At 39.1% G+C, this 11,995-nt stretch carries 11 protein-coding genes; 1 reads left to right on the top strand and 10 read right to left on the bottom strand.

From position 1 onward, the window contains the following. Positions 1–6: 6 nt before the first annotated feature. The 10 genes from BLR93_RS01255 to BLR93_RS01295 all read right to left on the bottom strand — a co-directional run bounded on the left by BLR93_RS01255 (position 7) and on the right by BLR93_RS01295 (position 11,041). Positions 7–1,536: a UDP-N-acetylmuramoyl-L-alanyl-D-glutamate--2,6-diaminopimelate ligase gene (locus tag BLR93_RS01255; RefSeq protein ID WP_093210460.1), complete on the bottom strand. Its 1,530-nt coding sequence runs from the start codon at positions 1,534–1,536 to the stop codon at positions 7–9. A gap of 212 nt (positions 1,537–1,748) precedes the next feature. Further along, a complete protein-coding gene (locus BLR93_RS01260; protein WP_093210461.1) occupies positions 1,749–2,120 on the bottom strand; it encodes a helix-turn-helix transcriptional regulator in 372 nt (123 codons plus the stop codon). 202 nt (positions 2,121–2,322) lie between these two features. Continuing rightward, positions 2,323–3,582, bottom strand: a complete 1,260-nt coding sequence (gene ilvA, locus BLR93_RS01265; RefSeq protein ID WP_093210462.1) for a threonine ammonia-lyase IlvA — start codon at positions 3,580–3,582, stop codon at positions 2,323–2,325. A gap of 141 nt (positions 3,583–3,723) precedes the next feature. Next, on the bottom strand, positions 3,724–4,677 hold the full coding sequence (locus BLR93_RS01270; protein ID WP_093210463.1) for a DMT family transporter: 954 nt from the start codon (positions 4,675–4,677) through the stop codon (positions 3,724–3,726). 176 nt (positions 4,678–4,853) lie between these two features. Continuing rightward, entirely contained in the window at positions 4,854–5,630 is a 777-nt protein-coding gene (locus tag BLR93_RS01275; RefSeq protein ID WP_093210464.1) for an enoyl-CoA hydratase/isomerase family protein, read from the bottom strand. Positions 5,631–5,699: 69 nt separating this feature from the next. Beyond that, complete coding sequence (locus tag BLR93_RS01280; RefSeq protein ID WP_093210465.1) at positions 5,700–7,319, bottom strand: fatty acyl-CoA synthetase; 1,620 nt, start codon at positions 7,317–7,319, stop codon at positions 5,700–5,702. Between the two features lie 164 nt (positions 7,320–7,483). Continuing rightward, positions 7,484–8,362: a gamma-glutamylcyclotransferase family protein gene (locus BLR93_RS01285; RefSeq protein WP_093210466.1), complete on the bottom strand. Its 879-nt coding sequence runs from the start codon at positions 8,360–8,362 to the stop codon at positions 7,484–7,486. A 586-nt stretch (positions 8,363–8,948) separates the two neighbouring features. After that, positions 8,949–9,116, bottom strand: a complete 168-nt coding sequence (locus BLR93_RS17850) for a hypothetical protein (protein WP_175559207.1) — start codon at positions 9,114–9,116, stop codon at positions 8,949–8,951. 40 nt (positions 9,117–9,156) lie between these two features. Next, positions 9,157–10,119 carry a UV DNA damage repair endonuclease UvsE gene (gene uvsE / locus BLR93_RS01290; protein WP_093210467.1) on the bottom strand — a complete coding sequence of 321 codons (963 nt, stop codon included), beginning with the start codon at positions 10,117–10,119 and terminating at the stop codon, positions 9,157–9,159. A 169-nt stretch (positions 10,120–10,288) separates the two neighbouring features. Next, on the bottom strand, positions 10,289–11,041 hold the full coding sequence (locus BLR93_RS01295; RefSeq protein WP_093210468.1) for an STAS domain-containing protein: 753 nt from the start codon (positions 11,039–11,041) through the stop codon (positions 10,289–10,291). 277 nt (positions 11,042–11,318) lie between these two features. On the opposite strand from BLR93_RS01295, the gene BLR93_RS01300 reads away from it, so the two are divergent. Then, the gene (locus tag BLR93_RS01300; RefSeq protein WP_093210469.1) at positions 11,319–11,945 is read left to right on the top strand and encodes a YitT family protein; all 627 of its coding nucleotides are present in this window, start codon (positions 11,319–11,321) and stop codon (positions 11,943–11,945) included. Positions 11,946–11,995: the final 50 nt, after the last annotated feature.

An 11,995-nucleotide genomic window follows, 5' to 3' on the forward strand; every position in this document is an offset into this window, starting at 1 on the left:
GGGCTTTTAATTAGCTTCACATTCAGGGGATGCTAAAGGCTTGTATGTTTGAATATTAGCGTAAAACTCTTCGATAATTGACTCGTCGGAATGTGGAACAGATTCTCCTTTAATTAATTGACAACCGTTGATACAACCTCCTGTCAAAACGATTAAGTCATCTTCCTCGGCCTTTAATAAAGCTGATATTACACCATCTTTTCTAGTAAGTGCAGGAGTGATGTTTTTTGCTTCGCTGTCGGAAAAGCCGTTTAGTACATTTTTGATAATTTCTTCCGGTTGCTTGAAACCAGGATGGTCGACAGAAACAATATATTCATCAGCATGTCCATCTGCAGCTTCCGCCATTTTGGGCATTTTGCTCTCATCTCGGATCCCGACACCAGTAATCATTAAAATGATTTTATTGTAATCCAGCTTTTTGACTTCCTCCAGCAAATGAGCAATAGCGGTAGGTGTATGAGCATAATCCAAAATAATTTTTGTTTTTGCCGGTGTTTCAATTAATTGGAATCTTCCTTGCGGGCTCTCTATTATGGAAAGGGATCGGACAATTTCTTGTATCGGTACATCTAATTGCAGAGCAGTACAAATTGAGGCCAGCAAATTGGATATATTATATGCACCGAAAACAGGAGCATGGACGAGGTAAGATTTTTTATAAACCCGCAATTCAAATGCTGTACCTTTATTGCTAACCTTTATTTTCGAGGCTGTCACATCCGCTTGATTGTTTCCATTCACACTATAGGTAATAACAGGTCCTTGAAAGCTATCTAATATATCTTTCCCCATTCCTTTGTCATCCCGGTTAACTACAGCCTTTTTCACCTGCTGGAACAATTTTAGTTTAGCTCTTTTATAATTGGCGAATGTTTTATGATACTCTAAGTGTTCAGTCGATATATTGGTATGGACACCAATATCAAAGTATATACCTTCGACTCTTTTTTGTTCTATCGCTATAGAGGAGACTTCCATTGCTGCCGCTTTTTCATTTTTTTGATGAAATTGGTGGAATATATGGTGTAATTCTGGTGCTTCCGGTGTTGTCGGAGTGCTTGGCTGAAAATCAATTTGGCCAGAAGAAGACAGGGCACCGACTGTTCCGACGGAGCCTGTAGGAATTCCACAGTTGTTCAACAAAGATCGGATATAAGCTACTACAGTTGTTTTCCCATTGGTTCCGGTTACGCCAATTGTCGTAAGCTTTTTATACACCTCTTGATAATATAAGACAGAAAATTTCGACAAGGCAGAGCGGGAATCTTCTACCAATAAATAGGTGATATCTTTATACTTTTTAAACATGTTTATCATTTCTGCTTCTCTAGTCCCAACAATAACTGAGGCACCATTATGGATCGCTTCTTCCATGAAAAGGTGCCCATCTTGGTTTTCTCCTTTCATGCAGAAAAAAGCAGCATCTTGCTGGACTTTGCGTGAATCATAGTGTAATGATTTTACGACATTAACCGATTTTCCCCAAACAGCCTCAGTTCCTATTCTGTTATCTTGTTTGAAATTTATAATCATATATAATTCCTCATTTTTTTGGATATAGGTGAGTAATAAGAAGTTCTATTTCTATGTGGTTACCTTACCCGATTTATATAAGGAATACTCTTCCTAAGTCGTTTAAGAAAATGATTCGTTCCTTTTGCCTAATTAGCAACTAATTAAATCTGTCCGGTAAATAACGGAAGCGTTGCCGTGAAAATTATAGCTCCCTTCTGCGTTTAAAAGTGTTAATAAAAATTGTCTTTGACGGCTTTCTGGAGCAAGTGGATACATCTGTCTAATTCATGCTTCAATAATTTTTTATAGGCGCTTGCCTTTTCCCTTCCCTCGTCGGTGAAATGATAGTAGACAACTTCCTGGTATACAGTCCCCTGCTTTTTCTCTTTACGTTGATAGATAATTCCCTGCTCCATTAAATCATGTAAGGCTTTATATATTTCCGGGTGCTTTGGCTGGAATCCTAATTCTTTAAATTCATCTTTAAGCAGATCTCTAAGTTTTAATCCATATAAATATTTATTTTCGATTAAAGTAATTAAATACAGCTTTAAAAATGCCCGTTGTTTTATTAGGAAGCCGCTGGAAATCTGCTCGCTCATGTTCATTCCTCCTTGTCTTCTTTTGAGGTGTCTTAGGGGCTGGACGTGTTTTGTTTAATGGATATGCGCTATGTTTGGTGTGAGTTGTTTTATTTAGCAATTGTTTATTAAGAACATAGTTTTCTAAAAACATGTTTGCAGAAATAAAAGAAAGAGAAGCCTGACAGCTCCTCCTCCTAGTTTATCGTTTTTTTGGTTTGCATTAAATCAATAAGCTGAATAAGTCTTGATCCTTATTGATTTCAATATAAGTAAACCCCTTTTTATTCATGCGGTCGATTAATGGTTCATAATCCATTTTGTTTTTCAATTCTATCCCAACAAGTACGGGACCTTTATCCCGGTTGTTTTTCTTTGTATATTCGAAACGGGTAATATCATCAGATTCTCCTAATACTTCGTCCATAAATTCCCTCAGTGCTCCTGCACGCTGCGGGAAATTAACAATAAAATAATGTTTAAACCCTTCGTAGATAAGCGATCTTTCCTTTATTTCCTGCATGCGGTCGATATCATTATTTCCGCCGCTTATGATGCAAACAATGTTCTTACCTTTAATTTGATCTTTATAATAATCGAGAGCTGATACCGGAAGTGCTCCTGCTGGTTCGGCTACAATTGCATTTTCATTATAGAGATCCACCAGTGTCGTACTAATTTTCCCTTCAGGTACAAGAACTACATCATCAATAACTTCTTTTCCTATTTCAAAGGTAAGCCGGCCCACTTGTTTGACGCTTGCTCCATCCACGAATTTGTCAATCTTGCTTAATGGGTACACTTGGTTATGTTCTATTGACTTTTTCATACCAGGAGCGCCTTCAGGCTCTACACCGACAACCTGTGTGCCCGGGCTAATATTTTTTATATAAGAACCTACACCGGAAATTAAACCGCCACCGCCTACCCCCATAAAAATGTGAGAAACCGGGTCTTCTATTTCCTCTAATATTTCTAATCCAATAGTTCCTTGGCCTGTTATTGTCCGGTAATCGTCAAATGGATGGATAAAAGACATATCGTTTGCTTCACAAAACGAAGTTGCTTCATCAAAAGAATCATCAAATGTATCCCCCGTTAAAACGATTTCGACAAAGGGGCCGCCGAAAAACTCTACACGATCCACCTTTTGCCGCGGAGTAGTCGTAGGCATGAAAATTCTTCCTTTAACTCCAAGGGCTTTACATGAGTATGCCACTCCTTGTGCATGGTTGCCTGCACTTGCACATACGACTCCATTGCTTAATTCCTCTTTGCTAAGACTTTGCATCAGATTATATGCGCCTCTGATTTTAAATGACCTGACTACCTGTAAATCTTCCCTCTTTAAATAGACATTACATGAATATCGCTCTGATAGTATTGTATCTTTTTGCAGAGGCGTCTTCACGATGACATCTTTAAGCATTTGATGGGCAATAATTATATCTTTAACATCGATAGTTTTAGTTTTTGTACTCATACCACGTATCCTTCCTGATGAAAAAATGGTTAGCACAATACTACCATATACAAGCAGATTGTAAACTGTATTTTTTATATTTTCTTAAAATTTAGATAAAAAGCATAACAAGAAGCAGATACTTCAAGTATCTGCTCTAATTTATCCATGCATATTCAATTTTGCTTTTGTCTTCGCCTTACGGAAGTGAAAGTTCGTCTTTGTTTTTTTCTGTTTTGTATAAACAGTAAAAAATAAAGAGCAAACGAGAAATAAAAACCCTGCCCATTGCCAATTGTTTAATTTGTCATGAAAGACCGCGACACCAATCAATACAGATACCACCAGCTCAACAGCAGAAAGAATGGTTGCTTTGCTTGATTCCACATAAGACAAGCCAATGGTGTATAATACATATGCTGCGATCGTAGAAATAAGCGAAATACCGGCGATATAGCCCCAGACATCCCATTGCAAAAAAAGCTCTTTTTTTAGCCATACAGAGCTAGTAGGTACCATAAAAACGCTGCCGCTCAGCATCGCATAAAAAGTAACTGTTAATGGGTGATAGATGCGGCTTACCTGTTTTCCGATTATGCTGAAAAGTGAACAGAATAAGCCGGCAAATAATCCAATAACAATGGTAACTCCTGATATATTTATTGCCCCTACTGGAATAAAACCTATCACCAAACCACAACCTGTAATGGTGAATAAGATAGCCAGGCTTTTTTGCAAAGTTATTTTCTCCTTAAAGAAGATACTTGCGATTATTGCTGCGAATACCGGCGATGTGTATACAAAAATTACTGCAATTGACAGGGAAGCCCTCTCTATTACAGCAAAATAACACCAATTAAATAAAGCAATACTAATAACTCCAAGCACCCAAAAATAGGGAAGATGTTTTATCTTCACTTTTAAATACTCTCTGCCGATTGTCAGCATTGCCAAAAACAAAATTAAGCTGGATATGGACAACCTGATGGCTACAACTTCCCAAGCCGTAAATCCATATTCATATAAATAACTGACAAATAAACCGGTACCTCCCCAGAAGGCAGCGCCAATGATAATGATGCTGTAAGCAAGATAATGATTCATCTTAAACTTCATCGTCTCACCCCTCCTATTCTCTCTCTCTGTCAGGTTCAGGATAAAACAATTACTGCTATAAAACTATGATGGTTACAAAAATGATCCTGCTCTGTAAAGCTACAAGATAATAGGTCTGATTTCAAGCACAATGCATGAATAAACGACTGGTTCTTTTTTCCTGTCAATATGTCAGGTCACATACCTGAAAACCGCGGCTTTCTTTTTTCCAGGAACGCTTGAACACCTTCCCGATGGTCCTCCGTTTGCAAAAGGCTGCACTGAATTCTATTTTCCTCTTGTAAGGCAGTGCCAAGCGAAAAAATATCTGTATGATTGAGCAGATATTTTATATACTTATCTGTCTGGGATGGTCCATTAATGATTGGCTCCGCAAATAATCTGGCACTTTCGTAAACATTTTCGTTTGACAGCCGGTTAACGAATCCCCGACTAAACCCCTCTTCAGCAGATAGAACTTTTCCTGTAGCCGCCCATTCCTTCACCGTGCCGGAAGGAATACGACTTGACAATAATTTCAACAACCCTAAATCGGGAATTAATCCCACTTGTTGAAAGCTCATGGCGAATTTTGCCGTTTTATCTGCAACAAGGAAATCACAAGCCATCGCCAGGCTGAAACCAGCTCCCGCAGCATATCCGTGCACTGCTGCAATCACGTATTTTTCCAACTCTACAATCGTTTTAGTTAGTTGGGAAGCACGTTCCATATAGTCGGATAATTGGCTTGCATGGTCAACATTCCCCATTGTTGATAGATCTCCGCCAGAACTGAATGCCTTCCCGCTGCCCGACAAGATAATTACCTTAACCCTCTTGTCGTTTTCCACCTTCTTTAACTGATCGATTAATTCTTCAATAAATTCAGGGGAAAGCGAGTTTAGCTGTTTTGGCCGGTTAAATTTCAAATGTGCAATATGATTATCAATGGCAGTGATAATTTGACTCTCCATGAAAACATCCTTCCAATGCCTTGAAAAAATTTTTGTTCCTATTCTGTCATTGCTTAAGGTTATAACTTTTTAATTGTTGGAACCAATATCTTTATATTTTTCCCGAAGTGTTCTTTTTAACAGTTTCCCGCTAGGATTTTTTGGCAATTGCTCTGTGATCTCTATGAATTTTGGCACTTTATAATTTGCCAGCCTGCTTTTACAAAAGCTTTTGATTTCGCTCACCTTTAACTCTACACCTTCTTTCGGAACAATTATTGCCGTAACAGCTTCTATCCAATACGGGTCTGGAATACTTACGACTGCAACCTCTGAAACGCCTTCATATTGATAAATTGCTTCTTCTACTTCCCGGCTGGATACATTTACGCCTCCAGTGTTTATCATATCTTTTTTTCTATCAATAATTGTGATATAGCCTTCCTTATCCATCACGCCCAGATCTCCGCTGTGAAACCAGCCATTACGAAAAGCGTCCGCGGTTTTGGCTGGGTCATGTAAATAACCTTTCATCGCATGCGGGGAACGGTGAATAATTTCTCCTATTTCATTGCGGGATACTTCTTTGTCGTTTTCATCTACTATTTTTGTTTCCACATGCAAAACAGGCTTTCCGGCGGAGCCTAATTTACGTAATTGGTCCTCAGGCTGTAGAGCTGTTGCTAAAGGGGCCACCTCTGTTTGGCCGTAAAAATTCCAAAACCTCGCCTGCGGAAGACGTTCAGACAGCTCCTTCATTACTTCTTTTGGCATAATGGCTGCCCCATAATAGCACTTCTTCAGGGAGGTTAGATCGCGTTTATTAAAGTCAGAATGTCTTAATAGGGCAATCCATACAGTCGGCGGGCAAAATAATTGTGTAGCCTTTTCTTTTTCAATTGTTTCCAAGATGATTTCCGGACTCGCCTGCGGCAAAATAATGCCGCTGGAGCCTAAATAAACTGCAGGGCCTAAAAATACATGGAGCTGTGCACTATGGTACAACGGCAAAGCATGGATGACGATGTCTGAGGCTTCCATATGACCATCTACCACACAGCTGACATATTCACCGAGCAGGCTTCTATGGGTTAGCATAACGCCTTTCGGTTTGGACTCTGTTCCGCTTGTATATAAAACTTGAGCAAGATCATCCTCTTCAATGTCCTCTTCTACAAGATAATCTGGCATTCCCTCCCTTAGAGAAGACAGAAGCTGCCATCTTGCCAGCTCCCTTGAATGCGGTTCCTCGTCAGTTTTATCCATAATATATCGAAAAGAAATAGAAGCAGTACTTTCGGCGGCAGCTTCATCGAGTACTGGGGCTAACGTTCGGGAGGCTGCAAACCCTTCAATTTTGGCATGTTCCAAAATGTAGCGTATGTCTTCCGCCTGGAGCATGTAATTAAGGGGTACCATAACAGCTCCCAGGCGCGCCAATGCAAAGTTGATTACAACAAAGTCCAAGCTGTTATGGGATAAGACAGCAATCATCGTTCCTTTTTTAATCCCATCCTTTCTTAAGCCATGGGAAGTTACATTTACCAAATCATTTAACTGTTTATATGTAAGTCTTTGTTGATTATAAGCGACAGCTGGTTTGTCAGGCATCCTGCTAGCCGTCCTTGTCAGTATGTCAGATAACGTATTCCGTCTGGCCCGCTGTAACACCTTTTCTAATTCATCATCTTCTTTCGTTTGTGAAGTCATTGTGTCATCTCCTTTAACTGAATCATTTATTGTAAGGGCTTACATTTTATTATATTTCAGAATTTTCAGATGTACAACTGCTTCTCAGCTTTTCTAGTAAGATATTTTAAGAATTAAAAAACCAGACAGCTAACGACTGTCTGGCTGAAAGTATGACGTTACGATTACTTGAAGGAATTTATCGGAATTGATAACTGAAATTTATTTAGCAGGTCATGCTCCAGCTGGCTATAGTAGTGGTCACTCACAAAACCGGAAGCGCCACGGAGTATTTCTGTCGCATAATGGATAGGAGGAGCGATTTCCTGCGATTTGTCGATTACAAGGAACGTCAAAACATGCTTATGAAGAACTCCATCAATTATCACATCGACAAACGCGGGCCTGTAGTGGTTTCCAGCTACACCCTCGCGGACAAACAAGTATTCAAGTGCTTGCTTATTTAACTGATACACCTTCCCCTCTACCGTACCAGTCGATTCAACAATATCTGCTCTTCCGCCATCTTCAGCGGCTCTCGTGTAAGCCAATGAAAAGTTTTCTGCTATTCCGCAGCCTGCTACCTGCTTAAATAATTGATCGACCCCTGAAGATGAGAAACGCTCGGTATCCATACATGAGCCATATGCAAAATACAAAAATGAGTCTCTGTCCAGGTAGCGATGAGCTTTCCAATCGCCGAAAGCAACTCGTTTAAGAGATTCGAGCTGAAAGGATTCATTGACATAAACATTCGCTTGGAAAATACCAAAATCGGATTGGATAGTCTGGACGGTTCTTGTAAACCCATTGTCTTTTTTCTTGTCTTGAAAACCTTCCAATTTGTCTATCTCTTGTAAATCTTCTTCGCTTATTTCATATACCTCACCATAAACTCTCTGGCTGGAATCTAAAGAGAGAACGGGATACCCTTTTCTTGTGTCATATAAGGCACCAGATGTCCATCCATGCCTGGCAACACATTTAGCATCCTTTAATAGATGATGGTTGGGTTCATGTTCCATAAGCGTGCCATAGACAAAAATCAAATGGTTTGTTGACATTAAAACTCTCCCTGATTTTAATTGTATTTAAGATTTGGTAAATTTGAATATAATCGCTATTATTTAATAATTCTTATTAACAATAATAACAGTATAACAAGAGGATTAACTTATATCAACCCTTCACGGAAGCTTCTCCGGGTGGTTTTTCCTAAAAAAATTTGCCGATATCTTTTCAACATGACTAGTTTTTATTTATCCCGATTTCAGCCCCAAAACAAATACTAGCCGTCTGTAAAACAGCATCCACAGCCTGGTTAAAAAGGGCTGCATCTTTCGGATCCACTGACGATAGCTTTTTATTAAAAAAATCTTTCTGTCCCAGCATGATGTTATGCAAAGGACGGAAAGATTTCATCCGCGGTACGACCTTTATTGATATTAAGTTGCAATACCCTTTTAACTCCTTAATGCAGAAGCACGGTCGGTTTCCCGACAGTTCAAAGGATAGGTTCGAAAGGAATCCTGTGTGAGAAAACTTCCAGCTGATTGTCTCTCTTCTCTGTCCTCATTCCCCTATCTAATAGCTCTTATCAAAAAGGTCATATCAACACGATGGTTATTTTTTGAATTGTCAATCTCTTCATCAATTCTCTTTGTCTTCTATTTCTTTCTGTTCTGAGTCAATTACAATCGTTGCGATTTTACTGGATTGCCAGCGGTTTGCAGTCGAATCATCGACCTCATATTCTTTTCCTTCTCTAAAAATTTCCCCATGGTAAGCTGTTTGGACGTTCATCCTTACTAATAACATAATTATATCCTCCTGCCCCTTTATTTGGTATCTCCCATTTTCATAACGAAAATGTACTTTGATTTATCCATTCTAACTCTTTGTATTTTTTAAGGTCATTTACAAGCTTTAGCAAAGCAAGGTCCTTTTGCTTTGCTTCAAGCATACAATCAACTTGCGTGACACTTCCTGAAACTTTTTTCGCAAATTCCATTACCATGTTAGCATCGACATAATCCGCATGATGACGAAACTGCTGTTGATTTTTAGGGCTTGAAAAATGGACTTTAACAGGTAGCTGCGAATGATGCCATGTGCCCACAATTCGCTCCCAGTAATCCATCCATTCAGGAAGATGATGATTCGCTTGATGATGATGGAGATCAAATACTGCCGGCATCTCCAATTTCTCGCACAAGTAGAGAACATCCTCGATGTGAAAAGACTTATCGTCGTTTTCCAAAAGAATCATTTTTTGTAATTGGGTGCTAATTCTGCTCCAGTTATCAATAAATTGTTCAAGTGCCTTTTCTTTATTTCCATACAAACCGCCGGTATGAAGGACACAGCGGTGAACTGCAGAAAGCCCCATTGCCGATAACAGGCGATGGTGATATCTTAAGGTTTTTACTGAACTGCTTAAAATTTCTTCCTTTGGCGAGTTTATCACGACAAAATGATCTGGATGAAAATCAAGGCGCATTTGGTTACCCTTTGCAAACCTCCCCAATTCACCCAGATCTTCATCGATTGCTTCTAAATAATCCCAATCCGCTAACTCTTCATGGGTGGCGAGCGGAACCAGCTTGGAGCTCAGCCTGAAAAAAGAAATATCAAAAGCTTTGTTATGTTTTAATAATCTAAGGCAGTTTCTTATATTGCTCTGTGCGATTCTTTCTAATTTTCTTATCGCTGCTTCCCTGTCACTGTATTTGTTAAACGTTTTAAAGGTCACTGTTTGGGAAGGCGAACTATTTTTCACCTGCATACTCATTGCCACGTAACCGAAGCGAAATATTGTCATCTAAACACTCCATAACTTCTTTTTTGCTTAGTATTTGTTAAGAGTGAAAAGATTAAACGATTGATATTTTCTTCGTGGCTCAGAAAAATTGCTTGTTCCCACAATTAAAAAAGAAATCCTCGCATAGGTCCCTTGCCAAGCAGCAATCCACATTGGCTAAAAGCTGCTTTTATCGTGAAATGATGAACTTTATGGCAGCTTTCATTGTTGAGAAAATAGGTACCTCGTAGGCATAGCTGCCTAATCTCTTTGCCAGCTCCGGTTTTATGCCCACTATAATACAACTTGTCCCCATAAGACTTAGACCATTGATCATTCGATCTATTTGGTTAGCAATTTCTTCATGCCATTCTGTTACCCCACTAAGATCAATAGCAGCGTAAAGAGCTTCATTGGCCTTGCATTTATCTAGTAAGCTTGCCAGTATATAATCAAATCTCTCTACATTCATTGGCCCTGCCAGTGGTACTGCAATGGCATTATCCCAAATATGTAAGAGAGGAACAGATAATTCGTTGATTAGTTTTTCTTTTCTTTCTTCTTCCTGGGCTTTCGTCGTTACATCCAATAACAAAACAACATAGCCGAGGATGGCATTTTGTTCATTTTTAATTGGATTGATAACAATATCTGTTACAATTTTATCCTTTATAATAATTCTGGACCGGTGAGAGTTTTCTAACCTTTCCATAATAGCCTGTTGATATGCCGGTCTCGAATGAAAAAAGCTCATATTCAAACCGACAAACTGTTCAACATTCTCCAATCCGTAATCATCGACTAAGCCGGATAATAGGTTGACGGCTGCTGGGTTAAGCCATACTACGTTATAATCTTTATCAGCAAGGATGATATTTTCTCCTATTACCTGCAAAACCTCGCAAGAAGAAATATTCGCTGGGACTTCTCCTAATGACTTCATAAGTGTACACCTTTTTCTATCTGAATTAGTTTCATGCATTGTTTATAAATAAGTATATACTGTTCCTTTACCCTGTTTAACCAGTCTTTTAACTAGAAATTAAGTTAAAAGATCGTACGCATTCTCACATCGGAACATAATACGGAAAAAACAATAATATAATGACAAAAGACAAGCTTTAAAACGGGTGGAGGAGCAACATTGATGCCTTTCGTTACTATTATTATAGTTCAAATATCTCTTGTATTGCAATTTTTCGGTAAAGGGCGAAAATCTAGTGAAGCATAGGTTAATGGTTCTGATAACTGTTACTTGTGGCGCGGTCATACAAGGTTATGCCATGTCTGTTTTCTTATTCCCTCATTTTATTCCCTCCGGCGGAGCTGGCGGGATTGCGGTTTTGCTTAATTTCTGGTTCGGGCTGCCACTCAGTTTTGCCCTTTGGCTAGTAAATTTCCTGCTTCTAACAACAGCTATTAACTGGCTGGGAAATGCCAGCGCATTAGGAACAATGTATGCTATCACGATAACTTCCCTTTCGATTCATTTGTTCGACCTCCCGTTATTTCAAATGGCCAAGAATGTTTGGCTGGATCTATTGATTGGCTCGCTTATTCTTGGCTGTGGGATCGGTCTTCTGTTGAGACATGGAGTGTCAAATGGCGGAATGGGTGTAATTGCTCTTATAACAGCAAAGTACAGGAAGATTCCACCCGGAAAACCATTATTGCTGCTTAATGGGTCCATTTTCATTTTAACTGCTTCTATTATTGATTGGCATATTGTTCTGCAAGCCCTTATCTGTCAGTGGATTTCGACCAAGATGGTGGATTTGTTGTTCGAGCTCCCTGGTCCTTTCCAATCGAAAAAATGGAAAATAGCTAATCCCTGGAGAAAAAAATAGAGCTATTTTTAAGGACAACATTTAATATATGGCTACTGTGCATATCCTTT

Origin of the sequence: Sediminibacillus albus (genome assembly GCF_900101125.1) — a bacterium.
Classification (GTDB): domain Bacteria; phylum Bacillota; class Bacilli; order Bacillales; family Amphibacillaceae; genus Sediminibacillus; species Sediminibacillus albus.

Excerpts from the sequence above, each read along its gene's own strand:
- BLR93_RS01255 (WP_093210460.1), bottom strand. The coding sequence starts at position 1,536 with ATGATTATAAATTTCAAACAAGATAACAGAATAGGAACTGAGGCTGTT.
- BLR93_RS01260 (WP_093210461.1), bottom strand. The coding sequence starts at position 2,120 with ATGAGCGAGCAGATTTCCAGCGGCTTCCTAATAAAACAACGGGCATTT.
- ilvA (WP_093210462.1), bottom strand. The coding sequence starts at position 3,582 with ATGAGTACAAAAACTAAAACTATCGATGTTAAAGATATAATTATTGCC.
- BLR93_RS01270 (WP_093210463.1), bottom strand. The coding sequence starts at position 4,677 with ATGAAGTTTAAGATGAATCATTATCTTGCTTACAGCATCATTATCATT.
- BLR93_RS01275 (WP_093210464.1), bottom strand. The coding sequence starts at position 5,630 with ATGGAGAGTCAAATTATCACTGCCATTGATAATCATATTGCACATTTG.
- BLR93_RS01280 (WP_093210465.1), bottom strand. The coding sequence starts at position 7,319 with ATGACTTCACAAACGAAAGAAGATGATGAATTAGAAAAGGTGTTACAG.
- BLR93_RS01285 (WP_093210466.1), bottom strand. The coding sequence starts at position 8,362 with ATGTCAACAAACCATTTGATTTTTGTCTATGGCACGCTTATGGAACAT.
- BLR93_RS17850 (WP_175559207.1), bottom strand. The coding sequence starts at position 9,116 with ATGTTATTAGTAAGGATGAACGTCCAAACAGCTTACCATGGGGAAATT.
- uvsE (WP_093210467.1), bottom strand. The coding sequence starts at position 10,119 with ATGACAATATTTCGCTTCGGTTACGTGGCAATGAGTATGCAGGTGAAA.
- BLR93_RS01295 (WP_093210468.1), bottom strand. The coding sequence starts at position 11,041 with ATGAAGTCATTAGGAGAAGTCCCAGCGAATATTTCTTCTTGCGAGGTT.